The organism is Enterobacter bugandensis (genome assembly GCF_900324475.1).
GTDB classification, from domain to species: domain Bacteria; phylum Pseudomonadota; class Gammaproteobacteria; order Enterobacterales; family Enterobacteriaceae; genus Enterobacter; species Enterobacter bugandensis.
This window is the reverse complement of record NZ_LT992502.1, coordinates 4,582,046-4,604,433: the sequence shown is the minus strand read 5'-3', so window position 1 is coordinate 4,604,433 and position 22,388 is coordinate 4,582,046. Positions and strand designations below refer to the sequence as shown.

22 protein-coding genes and 1 pseudogene are annotated in these 22,388 nt (G+C 56.2%); 11 read left to right on the top strand and 12 right to left on the bottom strand.

What is annotated here, in order from left to right; all coding sequences use genetic code 11:
* The first annotated feature begins 13 nt into the window (after positions 1-13).
* Positions 14-862 carry an HTH-type transcriptional activator RhaR gene (rhaR, locus tag DG357_RS22330; protein WP_028014857.1) on the top strand — a complete coding sequence of 283 codons (849 nt, stop codon included), beginning with the start codon at positions 14-16 and terminating at the stop codon, positions 860-862.
* Here rhaR and rhaT read toward each other — a convergent pair whose 3' ends face one another.
* Positions 863-1,897 (bottom strand): L-rhamnose/proton symporter RhaT, encoded by a 1,035-nt coding sequence (gene rhaT / locus DG357_RS22325; RefSeq protein WP_088204735.1) that lies wholly within the window; start codon positions 1,895-1,897, stop codon positions 863-865.
* 288 nt (positions 1,898-2,185) lie between these two features.
* Here rhaT and sodA point away from each other — a divergent pair, with 288 nt between their 5' ends.
* Together sodA and yiiM are read left to right on the top strand one after the other, a co-directional pair.
* The gene (sodA, locus tag DG357_RS22320) at positions 2,186-2,806 is read left to right on the top strand and encodes a superoxide dismutase [Mn] (protein WP_003861999.1); all 621 of its coding nucleotides are present in this window, start codon (positions 2,186-2,188) and stop codon (positions 2,804-2,806) included.
* A 71-nt stretch (positions 2,807-2,877) separates the two neighbouring features.
* Positions 2,878-3,552 carry a 6-hydroxyaminopurine reductase gene (yiiM, locus tag DG357_RS22315; RefSeq protein ID WP_048959404.1) on the top strand — a complete coding sequence of 225 codons (675 nt, stop codon included), beginning with the start codon at positions 2,878-2,880 and terminating at the stop codon, positions 3,550-3,552.
* A 52-nt stretch (positions 3,553-3,604) separates the two neighbouring features.
* Here yiiM and cpxA read toward each other — a convergent pair whose 3' ends face one another.
* Together cpxA and cpxR are read right to left on the bottom strand one after the other, a co-directional pair.
* Positions 3,605-4,978, bottom strand: a complete 1,374-nt coding sequence (cpxA, locus tag DG357_RS22310) for an envelope stress sensor histidine kinase CpxA (protein WP_003862003.1) — start codon at positions 4,976-4,978, stop codon at positions 3,605-3,607.
* The gene (cpxR, locus tag DG357_RS22305; protein WP_006179159.1) at positions 4,975-5,673 is read right to left on the bottom strand and encodes an envelope stress response regulator transcription factor CpxR; all 699 of its coding nucleotides are present in this window, start codon (positions 5,671-5,673) and stop codon (positions 4,975-4,977) included. The genes cpxA and cpxR overlap by 4 nt, the downstream gene beginning before the upstream one ends.
* A 150-nt stretch (positions 5,674-5,823) precedes the next feature.
* Here cpxR and cpxP point away from each other — a divergent pair, with 150 nt between their 5' ends.
* From cpxP to DG357_RS22275, 6 genes are all read left to right on the top strand, one after another.
* On the top strand, positions 5,824-6,330 hold the full coding sequence (cpxP, locus tag DG357_RS22300) for a cell-envelope stress modulator CpxP (protein ID WP_028014854.1): 507 nt from the start codon (positions 5,824-5,826) through the stop codon (positions 6,328-6,330).
* A gap of 150 nt (positions 6,331-6,480) precedes the next feature.
* Positions 6,481-7,374 carry a CDF family cation-efflux transporter FieF gene (gene fieF, locus DG357_RS22295; RefSeq protein WP_028014853.1) on the top strand — a complete coding sequence of 298 codons (894 nt, stop codon included), beginning with the start codon at positions 6,481-6,483 and terminating at the stop codon, positions 7,372-7,374.
* A gap of 174 nt (positions 7,375-7,548) precedes the next feature.
* Positions 7,549-8,511, top strand: a complete 963-nt coding sequence (pfkA, locus tag DG357_RS22290) for a 6-phosphofructokinase (RefSeq protein WP_028014852.1) — start codon at positions 7,549-7,551, stop codon at positions 8,509-8,511.
* Positions 8,512-8,645: 134 nt separating this feature from the next.
* Positions 8,646-9,635 (top strand): sulfate ABC transporter substrate-binding protein, encoded by a 990-nt coding sequence (locus tag DG357_RS22285; RefSeq protein ID WP_088204736.1) that lies wholly within the window; start codon positions 8,646-8,648, stop codon positions 9,633-9,635.
* A 107-nt stretch (positions 9,636-9,742) separates the two neighbouring features.
* A complete protein-coding gene (locus DG357_RS22280; RefSeq protein ID WP_045630631.1) occupies positions 9,743-10,486 on the top strand; it encodes a CDP-diacylglycerol diphosphatase in 744 nt (247 codons plus the stop codon).
* Positions 10,487-10,559: 73 nt separating this feature from the next.
* The gene (locus DG357_RS22275) at positions 10,560-11,864 is read left to right on the top strand and encodes an SLC13 family permease (protein ID WP_028014849.1); all 1,305 of its coding nucleotides are present in this window, start codon (positions 10,560-10,562) and stop codon (positions 11,862-11,864) included.
* 38 nt (positions 11,865-11,902) lie between these two features.
* Here the strand turns inward: DG357_RS22275 and tpiA are convergent, their stop codons facing one another.
* Together tpiA and DG357_RS22260 are read right to left on the bottom strand one after the other, a co-directional pair.
* Positions 11,903-12,670 (bottom strand): triose-phosphate isomerase, encoded by a 768-nt coding sequence (gene tpiA, locus DG357_RS22270; protein WP_088205132.1) that lies wholly within the window; start codon positions 12,668-12,670, stop codon positions 11,903-11,905.
* A gap of 111 nt (positions 12,671-12,781) precedes the next feature.
* Positions 12,782-13,378: a DUF1454 family protein gene (locus tag DG357_RS22260; RefSeq protein ID WP_041911791.1), complete on the bottom strand. Its 597-nt coding sequence runs from the start codon at positions 13,376-13,378 to the stop codon at positions 12,782-12,784.
* A gap of 112 nt (positions 13,379-13,490) precedes the next feature.
* Here DG357_RS22260 and DG357_RS22255 point away from each other — a divergent pair, with 112 nt between their 5' ends.
* The gene (locus DG357_RS22255; RefSeq protein WP_028014847.1) at positions 13,491-13,910 is read left to right on the top strand and encodes a DUF805 domain-containing protein; all 420 of its coding nucleotides are present in this window, start codon (positions 13,491-13,493) and stop codon (positions 13,908-13,910) included.
* Here the strand turns inward: DG357_RS22255 and fpr are convergent, their stop codons facing one another.
* The 4 genes from fpr to DG357_RS22235 form a co-directional block, all read right to left on the bottom strand.
* Positions 13,911-14,657 (bottom strand): ferredoxin--NADP(+) reductase, encoded by a 747-nt coding sequence (gene fpr, locus DG357_RS22250; protein WP_088205133.1) that lies wholly within the window; start codon positions 14,655-14,657, stop codon positions 13,911-13,913. It lies immediately after the preceding gene.
* Between the two features lie 96 nt (positions 14,658-14,753).
* Positions 14,754-15,764 (bottom strand): class II fructose-bisphosphatase, encoded by a 1,011-nt coding sequence (gene glpX / locus DG357_RS22245; RefSeq protein WP_088205134.1) that lies wholly within the window; start codon positions 15,762-15,764, stop codon positions 14,754-14,756.
* Positions 15,765-15,887: 123 nt separating this feature from the next.
* Positions 15,888-17,396 carry a glycerol kinase GlpK gene (glpK, locus tag DG357_RS22240; protein WP_028014844.1) on the bottom strand — a complete coding sequence of 503 codons (1,509 nt, stop codon included), beginning with the start codon at positions 17,394-17,396 and terminating at the stop codon, positions 15,888-15,890.
* Positions 17,397-17,417: 21 nt separating this feature from the next.
* Entirely contained in the window at positions 17,418-18,263 is an 846-nt protein-coding gene (locus tag DG357_RS22235) for an MIP/aquaporin family protein (RefSeq protein ID WP_028014843.1), read from the bottom strand.
* A gap of 398 nt (positions 18,264-18,661) precedes the next feature.
* Between DG357_RS22235 and zapB the strand changes: the two genes are divergently transcribed.
* The gene (gene zapB / locus DG357_RS22230) at positions 18,662-18,901 is read left to right on the top strand and encodes a septal ring assembly protein ZapB (RefSeq protein WP_028014842.1); all 240 of its coding nucleotides are present in this window, start codon (positions 18,662-18,664) and stop codon (positions 18,899-18,901) included.
* 582 nt (positions 18,902-19,483) lie between these two features.
* On the opposite strand, the gene rraA is transcribed toward zapB, so the two are convergent.
* The 3 genes and pseudogenes from rraA to hslU form a co-directional block, all read right to left on the bottom strand.
* Positions 19,484-19,969, bottom strand: coding sequence for a ribonuclease E activity regulator RraA (gene rraA / locus DG357_RS22225; RefSeq protein ID WP_023309687.1), 486 nt, complete (start codon positions 19,967-19,969; stop codon positions 19,484-19,486).
* A gap of 92 nt (positions 19,970-20,061) precedes the next feature.
* Positions 20,062-20,987: pseudogene (gene menA / locus DG357_RS22220) on the bottom strand (1,4-dihydroxy-2-naphthoate polyprenyltransferase).
* Between the two features lie 62 nt (positions 20,988-21,049).
* A complete protein-coding gene (gene hslU, locus DG357_RS22215; protein WP_028014840.1) occupies positions 21,050-22,384 on the bottom strand; it encodes an HslU--HslV peptidase ATPase subunit in 1,335 nt (444 codons plus the stop codon).
* Between the last annotated feature and the right edge of the window lie 4 nt (positions 22,385-22,388).

Here is a 22,388-nt window from a genome sequence, read left to right as displayed (position 1 = left end):
TAGAGGTTGTGGTGTGGCCGCTCAGTTAATTCTTCGCAAAGATGATTTTTTTGCCTCCGCGAGTCAGGCCGTCGCGGTGGCCGACCGTTACCCGCAAAATGTCTTTGCCGAGCACACCCATGAGTTCTGCGAGCTGGTGCTGGTGTGGCGCGGCAACGGCCTGCACGTCCTCAACGACCGGCCCTACCGCATCACGCGCGGGGATCTGTTTTACATTCGCGCCGAAGACAAACACGCCTACGCCTCGGTTAACGATCTGGTGTTGCAGAACGTCATCTACTGCCCTGACAGGCTTAAACTGAATGTCGACTGGGCGAGCAACATTCCGGGCATTCTGAATGCCGGAGGCGAACCGCACTGGCGCTTAAGCAGCAGCGGCATGGCTCAGGTGCGCCAGACGATTTCCCAGCTGGAGCAGGAGAGCCAGAAGAGCGACCCGGTGGCAAACCAGATGTCGGAGCTGCTTTTCGCCCAGCTGGTGATGACCCTGAAGCGTCATCGTTACGCCACGGATAATCCCTCCGCCACCACGCAGGAAGCGCTGCTGGATAAGCTGATCGCCCGGCTTGCGGGCAGTCTGAACAAGAGTTTCGTACTGGAAAAATTCTGCGAGCAGGAGCAGTGCAGCGAGCGCGCGCTGCGCCAGCAGTTCCGCACCCAGACGGGGATGACGATAAACCATTACCTGCGCCAGCTGCGCATCTGCCACGCCCAGTATCTGTTACAGCATACGGAGCTGATGGTCAGTGAAGTGGCGATGCGCTGCGGCTTTGAGGACAGTAACTACTTTTCGGTGGTGTTTAACCGTGAGGTGGGGATGACGCCGGTTCAGTGGCGTCATCGCAGTCGAAAAGCAGCGTAATCAGTTCGCCATGCCGAGGCCGACGATATTGGCCGCAATGATAATCACCACGCAGCCCAGGCTCAGTACGCCAACCGGACGACGTCCGGCGTTGTTCCACTCCTTCAGCACCAGCCCAACCAGCCCGCCGCACAGCACGTAGAAGCTCATGTGCAGCATCCAGCTTATGTAGTCGTACTGCGGCGGAATGCTGGCGTGGCCCCAGGCGTAAAAGAAGAACTGCAGATACCACATCAGGCCGCCGAGCGCGGAGAGCAGAACGTTGGTGAAGATAAGCGGTTTTGCCAGCGAGAAATCGTCTTTTACCGACAGGTTCTTCACTTTTGCCAGACGAATGAAGCAGAAACCGAGGTTTACCAGCGCGCCGCCGCCCATGATCACCACATAGCTTGGCAGGGCAACATACAGCGGGTCAACGCCCAGCGCCGCAGCGGCGTCGTGCATCGGTTTGGCGGCGTTCATGGCGAACGACATGCCCGCCGAGAAGACCCCGCACATCACCGCCAGCAGCAGCCCTTTCTTCAGGTTGAACTCTTCGGCTCTGATGCCCATCTTGCGTTCTTTTAGCTGGCCTGCGCGAGTGACGATCCCCACGCCGATCACCGCCACCAGCACGCCCAGCAGCGTCATTCGGCCGCCCTGGGTGTTGATCAGCACGTCGAAATGGCCGTTAAGAATGGGCGTCATCAGCGTGCCGACGATCAGCGTAATGCCAATCGCGATGCCGATACCCATCGACATCCCGAGGTAGCGCATGGTCAGGCCGTAGTTGATGTTGCCGATGCCCCACATCGCGCCGAACAGGAATACCGGCAGCAGGGTGGAGGCGTTGAAGGAGGAGAAGTAGCCCCAGAAATCGGGCAGCAGCATGGCGCTGATTGTCCACGGCAAAATTAGCCAGGACACGGTACCGCCAACGGACCACATGGTTTCCCACGACCAGCTTTTCACCTTTTTGAACGGGGCATAGAAACAGGCTGCACTGGCTGCGCCTATTAAATGCCAGAAGATACCCATCGTAATCGCATGATTCATTTTTACGTCCTCATCGTTTTTATAGCCGGAGGCTTCCCCCCGACTTGATGAGTGTAAAAATTAGGCTGTTCAGGAACCTTCAGAAGGTTGCCGCACTTTTGTTTTGAATGGCAATCAGCACGTTAAGCGCGTGAGCAGACTCACAATTCTTTTATTTCTCAAAAACCGAATAACCTTATAAAAACTACGGCATTGATAATCATTTTCAATATCATTTAATTAACTATAATGAACCAACTGCTTACGCGGCATTAACAGCTGTGCCGCCCGACAATAATGGAGAGGATTATGAGTTATACACTGCCATCCCTGCCGTATGCCTACGACGCACTGGAACCGCATTTCGACAAGCAGACGATGGAAATCCATCACACTAAACACCACCAGACCTACGTGAACAACGCGAATGCTGCGCTGGAAAGCCTGCCAGAGTTCGCTAATCTGCCTGTTGAAGAGCTGATCACCAAGCTGGACCAGCTGCCAGCAGACAAGAAAACCGTACTGCGTAACAACGCGGGCGGTCACGCTAACCACAGCCTGTTCTGGAAAGGCCTGAAAACCGGCACCACCCTGCAGGGCGACCTGAAAGCGGCTATCGAGCGCGACTTCGGTTCCGTAGACAACTTCAAAGCGGAATTCGAAAAAGCCGCTGCAACCCGCTTCGGCTCTGGCTGGGCGTGGCTGGTTCTGAAAGGCGACAAGCTGGCAGTGGTTTCTACTGCTAACCAGGACTCCCCGCTGATGGGTGAAGCGATCTCTGGCGCATCCGGTTTCCCAATCCTGGGTCTGGACGTGTGGGAACACGCTTACTACCTGAAGTTCCAGAACCGTCGCCCTGACTACATCAAAGCGTTCTGGGATGTCGTGAACTGGGACGAAGCAGCAGCGCGTTTCGCCGCTAAAAAATAAGGTTGCATTGACGCCTGTGAGAAGCGAGTCTGATGACTCGCTTTTTTTGTATCTGCGTAATGGAGGCAGCGATGCATTACCCGGTGAACGTGTTTACAGGCAAGGTAAGGGAGTACGACGGCAGCCGCCCGAGCGCCATCGCCAAAGTGCAGGTTGACGGTGAGCTGTCGCTGACCGAGCTCGGGCTTGTGGGCGACCAGCAGGCCGAAAAGAAAATCCACGGCGGGCCCGATCGCGCGCTGTGCCACTATCCGCGCGAGCACTATCAGCACTGGAAAACCGAATTTCCTGAGCAGGCGGACCTCTTCGTCGCGCCCGCGTTTGGCGAAAATCTCTCAACGGAAGGGCTGACGGAAAAGAACGTCTTTATTGGCGATATTTACCGCTGGGGCGATGCCCTGATTCAGGTCACCCAGCCACGCTCGCCGTGCTTCAAGCTCAACTACCATTTCGGTATTCAGGATATGTCGGCCCAGCTGCAAAACGCGGGTAAAACCGGCTGGCTGTACCGCGTGGTGCTTGCAGGACAAGTATCTGCGGATGCCCCGCTTGAGCTCGCGTCGCGTTTGAGCGACGTGTCCGTTTACGACGCCTGCGCGATTGCCTGGCATATGCCTTTTGACGATGAACAGTATCATCGCCTGCTGTCGGCGGCGGGGTTGTCTACCAGTTGGACGAGAACGATGCAGAAGCGGCGTATAAGCGGGAAGATCGAGAGTAGTTCGCGGAGATTGTGGGGGAAATAGGTTCCGTAGAAAGTAGGCCGGGTAAGGCGAAGCCGCCACCCGGCACATACCGTTACGAACGCTTATACAGCGGTAGCCACAGCGTTAACCGCAGCCCGCCCAGCGGGCTGTCGTCGGCTTTCACCCAGCCGCGGTGCTGCTGCATGGCGGTTTCTACAATCGCCAGCCCCAGCCCCGTGCCGCCGGACTCACGGTCTCGCGCTTCGTCGGTGCGGTAGAACGGACGGAAAATCTGCTCGCGATCTTCCGGGCTGACGCCAGGACCGTCGTCATCGACAATAACGGTGATCCCGTCTTTATCCACCGAGAACGCCACTTCAATCTTCGTGTGCGAGTAGCGCAGGGCGTTACGCACGATATTCTCCAGCGCGCTTTCCAGCGCGTTGGGGTTACCGTACAGCGGCCACGGGCCCGGCGGGAAGTTGACGGTGAACGATTTACCCATCTGCTCCGCTTCGAACGCCGCGTTGTCCAGCACCTCGTGCCACAGGTGATTGGCTTTCACCGTTTCGCTCACCAGCGCGTTTTTCTGCTGGTTGCGCGACATCACCAGCAGATCGTTAATCATGCTGTCCAGACGGTGCGCTTCCGTTTCAATACGCTCCAGCTCTTTGCTCTCCCCGCTGCGGCGACGCAGCAGGGCGGTGCCCAGCTGTAAGCGCGTGAGCGGCGTACGCAGTTCGTGTGAGATGTCCGACAGCAGGCGTTGCTGGGCCGTCATCATCCGATCAAGCGCGCTGACCATCTGGTTAAAACTGGTGCCGGCGGCCAGGAACTCCTGCGGCCCGGATTCCAGCTCCGGATGCTGCCTGAGGTTGCCTTGTGCCACTTCGTCCGCCGCATTTTTCAGCTTACGCGCCGGTTTCGCCAGGCTCCACGCCAGCCATAACAGCAGCGGGGAACTGACCAGCATCGTGACGATCAGCAGCAGAAGCGGACGGTCAAACAGCAGGTTGATGAAGTCGGACTGGGAACTGCTCGCAGGGCGAATCAGGTAGAGCTGGTAGTTATCTTCCCCATCCCGTACCGAGAAAGGGCCGACCATCTCTACCCGACCATATTTCTTTTTCTGTGGGTGATCGGCGTTATCCGCCTGGCCAATAAAGTTGCGGATAATCTGCATTTCATTGCGATCGGCGCCAATCACGCGGCCTTCGCTGGTAACCAGCAAAAGACGTTGTCCTGGCGGCGCCCACTTGTCGATAGCGCGAAACAGCCTGCGCCACCACATTAAATCGTTCGGCGGATCGTTTGCCAGCTCCGCTTCCACGTGCTGCTCGATCATCACGCCCTGACGTTGCTCGCTGTCGAGAAGCTCCGTCATCTGGCGTGAGTCGAGTTTTGGCAACATCAAAACGAGCATTAAAACCAGTGCCAGCGTCAGCCAGAAGATGGCGAAGATGCGGGCGGTTAAGCTGCCTATCATGAAGCAGAAACCATCAGATAACCGCGACCACGCAGGGTTTTAAACCATGGGTGACCGTCTTTACGCTCCGGCAGCTTGCGGCGCAGGTTAGAGATGTGCATGTCGATGGCGCGGTCAAACGGCGTGAGGCGTTTGCCCAGCACTTCCTGGCTTAAATGTTCACGCGATACCACCTGGCCAAGATGTTGCGCCAGTAGATACAGCAGGGTGAACTCGGTGCCAGTAAGCTCGAGCGTCTGGCCGTCGAAGCTTGCTTCCTGACGTCCCGGGTTCAGGCTCAGGGAGTCCACTTCCAGCGTTGGCGAGCTGTTGTCGGTATTCTGCTGCTGCTCGCTCCAGTGGGAACGGCGCAGGATCGCGCGAATACGGGCCACCAGTTCACGGTCGTTGAACGGCTTCGGTAAATAGTCATCCGCACCCAGCTCAAGGCCGAGAACGCGGTCAAGCTCGCTGCCGCGGGCGGTCAGCATGATAACGGGGGTCTGGTGTGTCTGGCGAAGCTCTTTCAGCGTATCAATACCGTTTTTCTTTGGCATCATTACGTCGAGCAAAAGTAGATCGATGCTGTCGTCAAGGAGACTCAGCGCCTGCTCGCCATCATGGGCAACCAGGACGTTGAAACCTTCCATGTCGAGCAACTCCTTTAAAAGGGATGTGAGCTCTCGGTCATCGTCAACTAACAGGATTTTATTCATTGTTTAAATACCTCCGAGGCAGAAATTACGACATCAAGGCTATCTAATCCATGACTTTACGTTGTTTTACACCCCCTGACGCATGTTTGCAGCCTGAATCGTAGACTGTCTCTCGTTGAATCGCGACACGAAAGATTTTGGGAGCAAGTGATGCGCAAAGTTACCGCTGCCGTCATGGCCTCAACGCTGGCGTTCAGTGCGTTTAGCCAGGCTGCTGTAGCTATCATCGGCGATAACGGTTCCTCGCAAGAGGGCGCAACGCAGCACAGCAGCCAAAGCCATATGTTTGACGGCATAAGTTTAACCGAACATCAGCGTCAACAGATGCGAGATCTGATGCAGAGGGCACGACACGACCAGCCCCCTGTTAATGTTAGCGAAATGGAGACAATGCATCGCCTTGTCACCGCAGAAAATTTTGACGAAAGCGCTGTTCGCGCTCAGGCCGAAAAAATGGCACAGGAACAGGTTGCCCGCCAGGTAGAAATGGCGAAGGTCCGCAACCAGATGTTCCACCTGCTAACGCCCGAGCAGCAAGCGGTTTTGAATGCCAAACATCAGCAGCGTATGGACCAGCTGCGTGAGGTTGCACGGATGCAGCGAAGCTCAGAAGCGACGTTTTTCAGTAGCAATAGCAGTACCCGTAGTAACCAGTAAACCCTGTTTTCCTTGCCATAGACACCATCCCTGTCTTCCCCCACATGATGTGGTTTTTTTTGCCCCGCATTCTGATTTGTTAACCGTTTATTCATCCTTTGCCTCCCCATGCTTCCGTTATACTAGCGGCATGACATGACAGGAGCGTTTATGAATCAATCCTATGGAAGGCTGGTAAGCCGGGCCGCCATTGCGGCGACCGTCATGGCCTCTGGCCTGCTGCTGATCAAAATCTTTGCCTGGTGGTATACCGGCTCGGTCAGTATTCTGGCGGCGCTGGTGGATTCACTGGTCGATATCGCCGCCTCGCTGACCAACCTCCTGGTGGTACGTTACTCGCTGCAGCCGGCGGATGAAGAGCACACGTTTGGGCACGGCAAGGCGGAATCGCTCGCGGCGCTGGCGCAAAGTATGTTCATTTCTGGCTCTGCACTGTTCCTGTTTTTGACCGGTATTCAGCATCTGGTTTCGCCTTCACCGATGAACAATCCCGGTGTCGGCGTGGTCGTCACGGTCATTGCACTTATAAGCACACTTGTTCTGGTAACGTTCCAGCGCTGGGTCGTTCGCAAAACGCAAAGTCAGGCCGTACGGGCGGATATGCTTCATTATCAATCTGATGTTATGATGAATGGGGCTATTCTTATTGCACTCGGTCTGGCCTGGTATGGCTGGCATCGGGCCGATGCGTTGTTTGCGTTAGGGATTGGTATCTATATTTTATATAGCGCCCTGCGGATGGGGTATGACGCGGTGCAATCACTGCTCGATCGCGCTCTTCCGGACTCAGAACGTAACGAAATTTTTTCTATCGTGACCTCCTGGCCCGGCGTCAGCGGTGCACACGATCTTCGAACGCGGCAGTCAGGGCCGACCCGCTTTATTCAGATTCATATTGAAATGGAAGACAACCTGCCACTGGTACAGGCTCACGTTATTGCTGAGCAGGTCGAGCAGGCGATTTTGCAGCGTTTTCCTGGTTCAGACGTCATCATTCACCAGGATCCCTGCTCGGTTGTACCCGGACATGTTGGGCTTTCGTAATTCGTTGTAAAAAAGTGAGCCAGGCCAGCATTTTGTGTATAAATTACCGCCATTTGGTCTGACCTGAATCAATTCAGCCAGAAGGGATTGATATACTATTTGCAGTATTCGTTGGTCGATAAGTTTCTTCCGGCAACAGATTTCAATTTTGCATTCCTAAGTTCAGAGGTAGTCATGATTAAGAAAATCGGTGTGTTGACAAGCGGCGGTGATGCGCCGGGCATGAACGCGGCAATTCGTGGGGTTGTCCGTGCAGCGCTGACGGAAGGTCTGGAAGTTTTTGGTATCTATGATGGTTACCTGGGTCTGTATGAAGACCGTATGGTTCAGCTCGACCGCTACAGCGTGTCTGACATGATCAACCGTGGCGGTACCTTCCTTGGGTCTGCGCGCTTCCCGGAATTCCGTGACGAACACATCCGTGAAGTGGCTATCGAGAACATGAAAAAGCGTGGTCTGGACGCGCTGGTCGTTATCGGCGGTGACGGCTCGTACATGGGTGCAAAACGTCTGACCGAAATGGGCTTCCCGTGCATCGGCCTGCCGGGCACCATCGACAACGACATCAAAGGCACTGACTACACCATCGGTTACTTCACCGCGCTGGGCACCGTTGTGGAAGCCATTGACCGCCTGCGTGACACCTCTTCTTCTCACCAGCGTATCTCTATCGTTGAAGTGATGGGCCGTTACTGCGGTGACCTGACCCTGGCAGCGGCTATCGCCGGTGGTTGTGAGTTTGTGGTGGTTCCTGAAGTGGAATTCAGCCGCGAAGATCTGGTTGCTGAAATCAAAGCCGGTATCGCGAAAGGTAAGAAACACGCGATTGTGGCTATCACCGAGCACATCTGTGACGTTGACGAGCTGGCGAAGTACATCGAAACCGAAACCAAACGCGAAACCCGCGCGACCGTTCTGGGCCACATCCAGCGCGGCGGTTCCCCTGGCCCGTACGACCGTATTCTGGCGTCCCGCATGGGTGCCTACGCTATCGAGCTGCTGCTGCAGGGCCACGGCGGCCGCTGCGTCGGTATTCAGAACGAACAGCTGGTGCACCATGACATCATCGACGCGATTGAAAACATGAAGCGTCCGTTCAAAGGTGACTGGCTGGACTGCGCGAAAAAACTGTACTGATCCTTCGAGCCCTCTTCTTTCTGAAGAGGGCTTTTATTCCTCCACGTTATAGCCAATCTTTTTTTATTCTTTAATCATCGATTCGCTTTCTGGCACGCTGCATTCATCAAAACACTACACAAGAGAGCTGGGCGATGAATAAATGGGGCGTGGGGTTAACATTATTGCTGGCATCGACCAGCGTGCTGGCAAAGGACATTCAACTTCTCAACGTGTCGTACGACCCGACGCGTGAGCTGTACGATCAATACAACAAAGCCTTCGCGGCGCACTGGAAGCAGGAAACCGGCGATAACGTGGTGGTTCGCCAGTCGCACGGTGGCTCTGGTAAGCAGGCGACATCGGTGATTAACGGTATTGAAGCCGACGTAGTTACCCTGGCGCTGGCCTATGATGTCGACGCTATCGCCGAGCGTGGCCGTATCGACAAAAACTGGATCAAACGCCTGCCGGACAACTCCGCGCCATACACCTCGACCATCGTCTTCCTGGTGCGTAAAGGCAACCCGAAACAGATTAAGGACTGGAACGACCTGATCAAACCGGGCGTTTCTGTGATTACCCCGAACCCGAAAAGCTCCGGCGGGGCACGCTGGAACTACCTGGCGGCCTGGGGCTACGCGCTGCACCACAACAACGGTGACCAGGCTAAAGCACAGGAGTTCGTCAAATCCCTGTACAAAAACGTTGAAGTGCTGGACTCCGGCGCGCGCGGTGCCACTAACACCTTCGTCGAGCGCGGAATTGGCGACGTGCTTATTGCCTGGGAAAACGAAGCCCTGCTGGCGACCCACGAACTGGGTAAAGACAAGTTTGAGATCGTGACTCCGAGCGAATCCATCCTCGCCGAGCCGACCGTTTCCGTGGTCGATAAGGTCGTTGATAAGAAAGGCACCAAAGCGGTGGCGGAAGCCTACCTGAAGTATCTCTACGCGCCGGAAGGCCAGGAAATCGCGGCGAAGAACTTCTATCGTCCGCGCGATGCGGCTGTCGCGAAGAAATACGACAGCGAATTCCCGAAACTGAAGCTCTTCACCATTGATGATGTATTCGGCGGCTGGACGAAAGCGCAGAAAGAGCACTTCTCTAATGGCGGCACCTTCGACCAGATTAGCCAGCGCTAACGGTTAGCAAACGACACGGCGACCCGGTGTGAGAAATCCACCGGGTTTTTTATTTGGTCATCATTTTGCGTTACTCTTTTGCCTCTATTGAAAACAGGGAACGCGTTGTGAAAAAAATTATCTTACTGATCCTGATTGTCATCGCCCTTGCCGCAGGCGGCGTGTACTGGATAAAAGCGGGTAATCCGAATGCGTTGCGCCATATCGTCCTCGACCAGTGTCTGCCTAATCAGCTGCAGCACCGTAACCCGGCACCCTGCGCGCAGGTGAAGCCTGATGCGGGCTATGTGGTATTTAAGGACCGCAACGGGCCGCTGCAGTATCTGCTGATGCCAACGTACCGCATCAACGGCACCGAAAGCCCGCTACTGACCGAGCCTCATACGCCAAACTTCTTCTGGCTGGCGTGGCAGTCGCGCAGCTTTATGACCCTGAAGCGTGGCTCTGAAGTGCCGGACAGCGCTATTTCGCTGACGATTAACTCACCAACCGGACGCACGCAGAACCATTTCCATATCCATATCTCCTGCCTGCGCCCGGACGTGCGCGAGAAGCTCAACGCGGCGCAGGGAGACATCAGCACCCAGTGGCTACCGTTCCCGGGTGGGCTGGAAGGACATGAGTACCTCGCACGCCGGGTGACGGAGAATGAACTGGTCCAGCGCAGTCCGTTTATGATGCTGGCGGAAGAGCTGCCGGAAGCGCGCGACCATATGGGACGCTTCGCGCTGGCGATGGCGCAGCAGTCGGATGGTTCGTTTGTTTTGCTGGCGACCGAGCGTAACCTGCTCACGCTTAACCGCGCGTCGGCAGAGGAATTGCAGGATCATCAATGCGCTATCCTGAAGTAACCCCACTATAAATCGCGTTTACTCAGGCTGCCTGTCACCGTAGACTTGCTGAAAAAATCTACAGGAGACAGGTATGTCGCTCTGGTTAACGCATCCTCTGCTGCTGCCCTCGCTGATCGTCGGCGTCACCATCGTGCTGTGGGCGACGTCGCTGTTGCCGGAATTTATCACCGCTCTGTTGTTTTTCACGGCGGCGATGACCGCCAGAATCGCCCCGCCGGAGGTGATTTTTGGCGGTTTTGCCTCGTCGGCTTTCTGGCTGGTCTTCAGCGGCTTTGTGCTCGGCGTGGCGATCCGTAAAACCGGCCTGGCGGACAGGGCCGCCCGGGCGCTTTCGGCAAAGCTCACTGACTCCTGGATGCTGATGGTGGCGAGCGTGGTATTGCTCAGCTACGCGCTGGCGTTTGTGATGCCGTCAAACATGGGGCGTATTGCGCTGCTGATGCCCATTGTCGCGGCGATGGCGAAACGCGCCGGTATCGCCGACGGCTCCCGCGCATGGTTCGGCCTTGCGCTGGCAGTCGGCTTCGGTACCTTCCAGCTCTCGGCCACCATTCTGCCCGCCAACGTGCCTAACCTGGTCATGAGCGGCGCGGCGGAAGGCTCGTACGGCATTCACCTGAACTATGTCCCGTATCTGCTGCTGCACACGCCGGTGCTCGGTATTCTCAAAGGCCTGATTCTGATTGGCCTCATCTGCTGGCTGTTCCCCGGCAGCCCGAAACCGGCGAAGGATTTCACGCTGTCTGAACCGATGGGGCGTGACGAAAAACGACTCGCCTGGCTGCTGGTGGTGGTGCTGATGATGTGGGTGACGGAGAGCTGGCACGGCGTGGGGCCAGCGTGGACGGGGCTGGCGGCCTCGATTATCGTTATGCTGCCGCGCATTGGTTTTATCACCGGCGAGGAGTTCTCGGCGGGGGTAAATATGCGCACCTGCATTTACGTTGCGGGTATTCTCGGGCTGGCGATCGTCGTGACGCAAACGGGTATCGGAGCGGCCGTAGGCGAGGCGCTGCTGCGCATAATGCCGCTGGATGCGGACAAACCATTCACCAGCTTCCTGGCGCTAACCGGAATTACTACGGCACTCAACTTCATTATGACTGCCAACGGCGTTCCGGCGCTGTACACCACGCTGGCGCAGAGCTTCTCGGACGCGACCGGTTTCCCGCTGCTGTCGGTGATCATGATTCAGGTACTGGGCTATTCCACGCCGCTGCTGCCGTATCAGGCGTCGCCGATTGTGGTGGCGATGGGGCTAGGAAAGGTGCCTGCAAGGGCGGGGATGGTGCTCTGCCTGGCGCTGGCGATTGCGACGTATCTGGTGCTGCTGCCGCTGGATTATCTGTGGTTTAGCGTGTTAGGGCGTTTGTAGCGGCGGGTAAGCGCAAGCGCCACCCGCCACAAAGGCCATTACGCCTGTTTAGCCGCTTCTGCCGCTTTAACGATCACCGCGAAAGCGTCCGCTTTCAGGGATGCACCGCCAACCAGCGCGCCATCGATATCTGGCTGGGTGAACAGCTCAGCAGCGTTGGAGGCGTTTACGGAGCCGCCGTACTGGATGATCACTTGCTCAGCCACTTTCGCGTCGGCTTTCGCAATGTGGTCACGGATGAATTTGTGAACTGCCTGAGCCTGCGCAGGGGTAGCAGATTTGCCGGTACCGATCGCCCAGACTGGCTCGTAAGCGATAACCGCGCCTTCGAACGCTGACGCGCCCTGCGTTTTCAGCACGGCGTCGATCTGACGTGCACACACTTCTTCGGTTTTGCCCGCTTCGTTTTCCGCTTCGGTTTCACCGATGCACAGAACCGGGATCAGACCCTGCTCTTTCAGCACGGCAAATTTCTTCGCGATGAACTCGTCAGATTCTTTGTGGTAGGTGCGACGCTCGGAGTGGCCGATGATGATGTATTTCGCGCCGATATCTTTCAGCATTTCAGCGGAAGTTTCACCGGTGAACGCGCCAGACAGGTTAACGTCAACGTTCTGCGCGCCCAGCACGATGTGGCTGCCGTCAGCGGCACGTTTAGCCAGATCCAGGTACATATCCGGCGGAGCGATAGCAACCGCGCAGCCGGTCACGCCAGCCAGCTCTTTACGCAGGTTTGCAACCAGTTCGTTTACCATGTGGCGGCTGCCGTTCAGTTTCCAGTTACCCATCACTAAAGGATGTCGCATTTCAATTCTCCACGCTAAATAAGCGAATTAAGGAATATGGCCGCCCTGTCGGGCAGCATGGTCTGTGAATCAGTATAGAGATTTTCCCTCGAAAGGCTTTGCTTTTTGTCATTAATTGGCCCCGCCAAGGGTGTCAGATAGCGCCAGCTTAATCGGTTCAACGGCGAAGGTCAGTCCTTTTTCGCCGTTATCCGCCACTACATAGCGAATCGCGCCTTCGGTTGTGGCGTAGTACCGCTTGTTTTTACCGGCGGCCAGCAGCTTTTGCAGCTTTTGCTGGCTCTGCTTTTTCGTCAGCGCAGGCGTAAACGCCTGCAGCACCGCGCTCATGTAATCAAGCGCCTTCGATTTAGCCGCTTTCTGCTCTGGCCCCTGAATCGGTAGCCAGGTGATTTGCATGCTTTTGATTTTTAACGTACCGCGCTCCAGCGCCGTGGAAGCATACAAATTCTCGTTAATCTTGCTCGCTGCACGGGTCAGTGTAGGGGTATCGCGCGAGCTATCAATGGCGCGAAACTCATCCAGCGGCAGCCCTGGGTTGGCCTGATTGAAAGCTTCGCGAAACTGGCTGATGGACTGATCGAAAGACGGTGCGCCCGCCAGCAAATACGGCGCAGTGGTGGGGGCCGCGGTGTTGGCGGCGTGCAGCGGAAAACCCGCGCCGAGCATCGCTAAACACAGGAAGAGAGAATGTGCCGAATTTTTCATCAACATTGCACCTGGCCGTAAGTGCTCATGATTAAAACGATATCTGGTCGGCTTGTCAAAAGGTCACAACTCCAGGGTAAAATGCGGGCTAAACGATAATAAGGAACCTTACATGACCATACAGCAGTGGCTGTTTTCATTCAAAGGGCGTATTGGACGCCGTGATTTCTGGGTCTGGATGGTGACGTGGGTCGTCGCCATGCTGCTTCTTTTTTTCGTTGCCTACAACGCCTGGCTGAGCACGCAAACGGCGGCATTTGCACTGGTCTGCCTGCTATGGCCAACGGCGGCCGTCGTGGTGAAACGCCTGCACGATCGCGGCCGCTCCGGCGCGTGGGCATTTTTGATCATACTGGCGTGGATGCTGGTGGCAGGGAACTGGGCGATGCTGCCTTCCATCCTGCCGTGGGTCGTGGGCAGGCTGCTGCCGTCGGTCATCTTCGTGATGATGATTGTCGATCTGGGCGCGTTTATCGGCACCCAGAGCGAAAATAAATACGGTAAAGATACCGTCGAGGTGAAATACCGCTGATCACCAGTAGTGTTCGGCGGTCATATGGCCCGGCCGGCGGCGAAGATGTTTCGTCATCTGCCGGGTATCCTTCAGAATCTGCTGCGTGTCCCGGACCATCTGCGGGTTACCGCACAGCATGACGTGGCTGGTTTCGGCCGTCATCGGTAAGCCCACTGCGTCTTCCAGTGCGCCGCTCTCAATTAACGCCGGTACGCGACCGGTAAGCGCTCCTGCTACGGTTTCGCGGCTGACTACCGTCTGAATCTTTAACTTTCCGCCGTACTGCTGTTCCAGCGCCTGCATCTGCGGGAGATAGCTTAAATCTGCGGCATAGCGCGCGGCGTGCACCAGCACGATGTTTTTGAAGCGCTCCAGATCCTTACCGTACTGCAAGATAGAGAGATACGGACCGATGGCCGTGCCGGTTGCCAGCATCCAGAGCGTGTCACAGTCAGGGATCTCTTCGAGCACAAAGAAGCCTGCCGCTTCGCTCACAATCTGCACATCGTCGCCGGGCTTAAGGGCGGCAAGGCGCGGGCTGAGCTTACCGTCAGGAACGGTGACGAGATAGAACTCGAGATCCGGGTTATCCGGCGCGTTAACGTAAGAGTAGGCGCGCTGCACGCGCTCGCCGTCGACATCCAGACCCAGCTTGGCAAATTGCCCGGCCTTAAACGGGTGAACGGGAGCATGCAGGGTGAGACTAAATAGCGCATCGGTCCAGAATTCTATCTTTGTGACTTTACCTGTTACCCAGTCCGCCATGATCTTCTCCTGTGCTGTTTCTCTGTTCTATCTTCCGTACTTGTGGGAAACATTTCCAGCCCCTTCGGGCCGGAAAGCTCTATCGATCAAACGGTTTTACAGAATGTGCGTCTGCACGTCCGGGTCTTTACGGTCGAGATAGTGAATGGACTGAATGCGTCGGATGGTGCGCGATTTACCGCGGATCAGCAGCGTTTCAGTGGTCGCCATGTTGCCCTTGCGGGTGATGCCGTCCAGCAGATCGCCTTTGGTGATGCCGGTTGCAGAGAAGACGACGTTATCACTGCGCGCCATGTCGTTCAGCGCCAGTACTTTATTGGCTTCGATGCCCATCGCTGCGCAGCGCGCCAGCTCGTCCTCACCGATACGACGGTTTTCGTCGCTGTCGCCTTTCACCTCATGGCGCGGCAGAAGGCGCGCCTGCATATCGCCGTCCAGTGCGCGGATCACCGCCGCAGAGACCACGCCTTCCGGCGCGCCGCCGATGCCGTAAAGCACGTCGACTTCGCTGTCCGGCATGCAGGTCAGAATAGACGCGGCAACGTCGCCATCCGGAATGGCAAACACGCGCACGCCGAGTGCCTGCAGATAAGAGATGGTGGCGTCGTGGCGCGGTTTCGCCAGAATGGTCACGGTGAGTTCGTTGAGCGGTTTAGCCAGCGCCGCCGCGATATTGCGCAGGTTGGCGTCCAGCGGCAGGCTGAGATCGATTGCACCTTTCGCTCCAGGGCCGACAATCAGCTTTTCCATGTACATGTCCGGCGCGTTGAGGAAGCTGCCTTTATCGCCCACAGCCAGCACCGCCAGGGCGTTGGCCTGGCCCATCGCCGTCATGCGCGTGCCTTCGATCGGGTCCACCGCGATATCCACCGCATCGCCTTTGCCGGTCCCGACCTTTTCACCGATGTAGAGCATCGGCGCTTCGTCGATCTCGCCTTCACCGATGACGATAGTGCCGTCGATGTTGACCTGGTTAAGCACAATGCGCATGGCGTGGACGGCCGCGCCGTCTGCGGTATTTTTGTCGCCACGACCCAGCCATTTATAGCCTGCAAGGGCGGCTGCTTCGGTGACGCGGGAAAACTCGATAGCAAGTTCACGTTTCATGAGGGACTCGTACAATCAAAAGGAATTGCACGAAGTTTATCACAGAGTGGGGAGGGGTGAGGGGTCCGGTGCGGTCGATGCCCCTCACCCTAACCCTCTCCCCAGGGGAGAGGGAATATAGGCTTACTCTTCGTGCTCTTCCCACGCCAGGGCGCGTTTCACCGCTTTCTTCCAGCCGCTGTAGCGGTAGTTGCGCTCGGTGGTTTCGATGCCAGGGCGGAATTCGCGTTCGATGACCGCTTTCTCCTGCAGCTCGTCCAGGTTCTGCCAGAAGCCTACCGCGAGACCCGCAAGATACGCCGCGCCCAGTGCCGTCACTTCACGTACTTCAGGGCGCTCAACGCGGGTGCCCAGAATGTCGGACTGGAACTGCATCAGGAAGTTGTTGGCCACCGCGCCGCCGTCCACGCGCAGGGCGTGCAAACGAATGCCGGAGTCTGCCTGCATCGCTTCCAGCACGTCACGCGTCTGGTAGGCGATGGATTCCAGGGTCGCACGAATGATGTGGTTTGAGTTCACCCCGCGCGTCAGGCCGAAAATTGCGCCGCGGGCATACGGGTCCCAGTACGGTGCGCCCAGACCGGTGAACGCTGGCACCACGTACACGCCGTTGGTGTCTTTCACTTTGGTCGCGAAGTACTCGGAGTCAAACGCATCGCTGATCAGCTTCATCTCGTCGCGCAGCCACTGAATAGATGCGCCCGCCATAAACACTGCACCTTCCAGGGCATAGTTCACCTCGCCGCGCGGGCCGCAGGCGATGGTAGTCAGCAGGCCGTTTTCTGATTTCACCGCTTTCTCGCCGGTGTTCATCAGCATAAAGCAGCCGGTGCCGTAGGTGTTCTTCGCCATCCCTTCCTTGACGCACAGCTGGCCGAACAGCGCCGCCTGCTGGTCACCGGCGATACCGGCGATAGGAATACGGGTGCCGCCTTTACCGCCGATGTTGGTCTGGCCGTAGACTTCAGACGACTTACGCACTTCAGGCAGCATCGCGCGCGGAATATCCAGCGCGTCCAGCATCTTGTCATCCCACTCCAGGGTGTTGATGTTGAACAGCATGGTGCGCGAGGCGTTAGTGTAGTCAGTAACGTGGACACGTCCCTGAGTCATCTTCCAGATAAGCCAGGTATCGACGGTACCGAACAGCAGCTCGCCGCGTTTTGCACGCTCGCGTGAACCTTCCACGTGGTCGAGGATCCACTTCACTTTGGTGCCGGAGAAGTACGGGTCAACCACCAGACCGGTGGCGCTACGCACGTACTCTTCCATCCCGTCACGCTTAAGCTGTTCGCAGATCTCTGACGTACGGCGGCACTGCCAGACGATGGCGTTGTAAATCGGCTTACCGGTTTCGCGTTCCCACACCACGGTGGTTTCACGCTGGTTGGTAATACCAATCGCGGCGATTTCGTCGGAACTGATGTCGGCTTTCGCCAGCACTTCCACCAGCGTGGAGCTTTGTGACGCCCAGATCTCCATCGGGTCGTGTTCTACCCAGCCTGGACGAGGATAGATTTGTTCAAATTCGCGCTGTGACACGCTGACGATATTCGCGTCATGATCCATTACGACAGCGCGGGAGCTGGTAGTGCCCTGGTCGAGCGCAACGATATATTTTTTTTCGGTCATGGTATGTGTCCCGTAGTCAGATTACAGCGAAGCTTTTTGTTGTGCGGTAGAAGTCGTTTCCTTCTCCTCTTCCACACAGGTGTCGCACGGTAAGTGGCGACCAATTAATTTGCGATAGCCAAATGCACCCAGTGCCGCCCCTACGACTGGTCCGAACAGCGGTACCAGGAAGTAAGGAATATCTTTGCCGCCGGTGAAAGCCACGTCGCCCCATCCTGCAAAGAAGGCGAAGGTTTTTGGACCCAGGTCACGCGCCGGGTTCATCGCAAACCCTGTTAACGGCCCCATGGACGCACCGATGACGGCGATCAGCAGGCCAATCAGCAATGGCGCCAGCGGGCCACGCGGAATGCCGTTACCATCATCGCCCAAAGCCATAATGACGCCCATCAGAATAGCGGTAATCACCATTTCAACTGCGAACGCCTGCACAAAATTGATATGCGGGTTAGGGTAGGTTGAGAAGATGCCTGCCAGATCCAGACTTTCGACGCTACCGCGCACCATATGATGCGTCTGTTCGAAGTCGATGAAAAGATTGTAATAAAGCCCGTAAACTAACGCCGCTGCGCAAAACGCGCCGGCAAATTGAGAAATAATGAAGGGAACAACTTTGCGTCCGTCGAAGCACGCGAACAGCCACAGTGCGATAGTCACCGCCGGGTTAAGATGTGCGCCAGAGACCCCTGCAGTCAGGTAGATGGCCATCGCCACGCCCAGACCCCAGATGATACTGATTTCCCACTGACCAAAACTGGCACCCGCCACTTTCAGTGCAGCGACACAGCCCACTCCGAAGAATATCAACAACCCGGTACCAAGGAACTCGGCAATGCACTGGCCTTTTAAGGTTGATGTCTGACTCATAATCGGAATCCTGAAGAAATTGATGTTTATTGTTAGCGTGGCCGCCCGTGACAGCCACGATGCCCTGTAGACATAGTGTTAATTTATCGTTAACGAGCAAAAACGAGAAATATCGAAATTAAAATGTGTGGTCTGCGTCAATAAAATGAGCGTTTTCGCGCCATAAAGCGCGTTTTTGCATCAGTCGCGCACGGTGAGCTGAATCATTTTTTTAACGAATGGGTTAACAACTTAGAGGTATATGCCGCGAACGCACCAGGACGAGGCCGAAAAGTGTTGCAAACCGCGATCTGCGTGGCATGCCGCTGGACAGGGGCGACTGCGCTCCATACAATCGGAACATATGTTGTGCGCGTTTACGTTAAAGCGTCGCCTTGCAATTCAGGAGAGGTAGGATCATGTCTTTAGAAGTGTTTGAGAAACTGGAAGCGAAAGTACAGCAGGCGATTGACACCATCACGCTGCTGCAGATGGAAATTGAAGAGCTGAAAGAGAAGAACAACAGCCTGGCGCAGGAAGTTCAGAACGCTCAGCACGGCCGCGAAGAACTGGAGCGCGAAAACAACCAGCTGCGTGAACAGCAGAACGGCTGGCAGGATCGCCTGCAGGCGCTGCTGGGACGTATGGAAGAGGTTTAATTCTGTCGGGATTGAACAGAAATAGTCGGGTAAGCGTCGCCGCTACCCGGCTTTTTTTATGGTTCTCGCTGACTGACATCCAACCATAAAAAAGGCCGCCCAAGGCGGCCTTAACGCTACTTGTCCTGCGCTGTCGTGGTAAACGCAACAAACCCGATCGGTTCATCACTTTTTACAACGAGTACGCTGGCGACAATGAACGCGATACAAAATAGCGTTTCATTATGCGGTCCCTGCGGCTAACCGCTCCACCGTTCACCACCGGTGATAAGTCGGTGGACACAAGCCTGGTTAAAGGCTGCTTTACGGTTGTGGTTACACCTTTCCCTGGACCGATGCCCATGTGCGAAATGGCGGAAAGGGACGCTGCATCATAATGAGCAATAGCAGCGTAGTTAAGGTTTTCATAGATAATTAGGAATTTATAAAGGGTCGATGAGGTTACCTGAGGTTTGAACCAGGGTAAGATAAAAATCCTGGTTAAAGGTTGCAAAACTTCCCAACGGACCGCGAATCCCGAGGGACAAAAAAACCGCCACATTGCTGTTGGCGGTTTTTTTATGGTTCACGCTTATGGTTTTATTACTCGATATCCAGCGGATCTTCAGAAAGGATAATGCCGGTATTATCGGCGTAGAGATGATCGCCTGAGAAGAAGGTCACGCCGCCGAAGTTAACGCGCACGTCGCTTTCGCCGATGCCGTCACCCGCAGCGCCTACCGGAATGGCCGCGATGGCCTGAATTCCAATATCCAGGTCTTCGAGATCGTCTACCTGACGCACGGAACCGTACACCACAAGGCCTTCCCACTCGTTCTGGACGGCAATGCCAGCCAGTTCAGCATCAATCAGTGCGCGACGCACGGACCCGCCGCCGTCGACCACCAGAACGCGGCCACGGCCGTTCTGTTCGAGCAGATCGTACAGCAACCCGTTGTCCTCGAAACATTTCACCGTGACGATTTGCCCGCCAAACGATGACCGCCCACCAAAGTTGGAGAACAGCGGTTCAACGACGTTGACATCTTCCTGGTAGATGTCACAAAGCTCGGAGGTATCGTATTTCATAGGTTTAACGCTCAGTTGCTGCGAATGTGTTCAGTATATCGTGCGAAATGCGTTGTTGGCAAAATCATCAATTGTTAATTGATATTTGTCAGCTAACTGAGCGTCTGGCTTAACACAATCCCGATGACGAACAACAGGTTAGTCAGCAGCGCGCCTTTTACCGTTCGCTCCAGCATTGGCGGCATGGCTGCCGGGCTGAGTTCACGCATCACAAAGCGGGCCTGCTTAACCAGCAGCGGCGCGGCAAGCACAAACAGCCAGCCCCACAGACTGTGCAGGGAAATCAGGTTAAACAGCGCCAGGCAAACCAGCGCGCCAATAAGCAGGCAGGCATGATAGCGGCGCGCATTCACCGGCCCCAGACGCACCGCCAGCGTGTTCTTGCCGTTCTCACGATCGCTGTCGATATCGCGCAGATTATTGATATTGAGTACCGCCGTCGCCAGCAGGCCGCAGGCGGTCGCCGGGAGGAACAGGGCAGGGATCACCGTATGCGCCTGTAAGTACCAGCTCCCCATTACGCTCAGCCAGCCGAAGAACACCAACACGGAGATATCCCCAAGGCCAATATAGCCGTAAGGGCGCGTGCCGACGGTGTAGGTGATGGCCGCGATAATGGCGAGCAGGCCCAGCACCAGGAAACCAATGAAGTCGCTGGTAGTTTTCGAGGCGACCGTCACCAGCGCCAGGCCAGATAAGCAAATCAGCACCACGGTGATAATCAGCGCACGCTTCATCTGTGCCTGGGTGATCCCCCCTTTTGCATCCCGCGCAGCGGTCCGATACGGTCAGGCTTGTCGCTGCCTTTTACCGCATCGCCATAATCGTTCGCGAGGTTAGAGAGGATTTGCAGCAGCCCGGCGGTAAGGAGCGCCAGACCTGCCACCAGCGGATCGAAATGCCCTTGCCACCAGGCAAGCGCGGTGCCGACAATAATGGCGGCAAAAGCCAGAGGAAGCGTTTTAGGGCGCAGACTTTCGAGCCACGCCTGAGTACGGCTGATATCAGTCATAGTAATTTAGCCAATAAAAATGGGGGCCTTAGCCCCCATTAACAGTGATGAGAATGCAGTAACCGCGATTATAGGATAAAACGGCTCAGATCTTCATCTGCCACTAACGCATCCAGATGTTTGCTCACATAGTCTGCGTCGATGGTAATGGTTTGACCGTTGAGGTCGCTCGCGTCATATGAGATGTCTTCTACCAGGCGTTCCAGCACGGTGTGCAGACGACGCGCACCGATGTTCTCGGTGGTTTCGTTGACCTGCCATGCAGCCTGGGCGATACGCTTGATACCGTCTTCGGTGAACTCGAGGTTCACGCCTTCGGTCGCCATCAGCGCCTTGTACTGTACGGTAGCAGAGGCGTTTGGCTCCGTCAGGATGCGCTCGAAATCTTCGGTGGTCAGCGCCTGCAGCTCAACGCGGATCGGCAGACGACCCTGCAGTTCGGGGATCAGATCCGACGGGCTGGCTACCTGGAATGCACCGGAAGCGATAAACAGAATGTGGTCCGTTTTCACCATGCCGTGCTTGGTAGAGACGGTGCAGCCTTCAACCAGCGGCAGCAGATCGCGCTGTACGCCTTCGCGGGACACGTCCGGACCGGAGCTATTGCCGCCGCGCTTACAAATTTTGTCGATTTCGTCGATAAACACGATACCGTGCTGCTCAACCGCGTCGATAGCGTCCTGCTTCAGCTCTTCCGGATTCACCAGCTTCGCCGCTTCTTCTTCAATCAGCAGCTTCATCGCGTCTTTGATTTTCAGCTTACGCGCTTTCTGCTTTTGGCCGCCCAGGTTCTGGAACATGGACTGCAGCTGGCTGGTCATCTCTTCCATGCCCGGAGGCGCCATGATTTCCACGCCCATCGGCGCGGCCGCGAGGTCGATCTCAATCTCTTTGTCGTCCAGCTGGCCTTCACGCAGTTTTTTGCGGAATGCCTGACGCGCGGCTGAAGGCTCAGCCTGCTGTTCAGCCTGGCCCCAGTTGTTTTTCGCCGGTGGGATCAGCACGTCGAGAATACGCTCTTCGGCCATCTCTTCCGCGCGGTAGCGGTTTTTCTCAATCGCCTGGACGCGCACCATCTTAATTGCAGAATCGGTCAGGTCGCGGATGATGGAGTCCACTTCTTTACCCACATAGCCCACTTCGGTGAACTTGGTGGCTTCAACTTTGATGAACGGCGCGTTCGCCAGCTTCGCCAGACGACGGGCGATTTCGGTTTTACCGACGCCGGTCGGGCCGATCATCAGAATGTTTTTCGGGGTGACTTCGTGACGCAGCTCTTCATCAAGCTGCATACGACGCCAGCGGTTACGCAGCGCGATAGCCACGGAGCGCTTAGCGTTATCCTGGCCGATAATGTGTTTGTTCAGTTCGCTGACAATTTCGCGTGGGGTCATTTCAGACATGGGA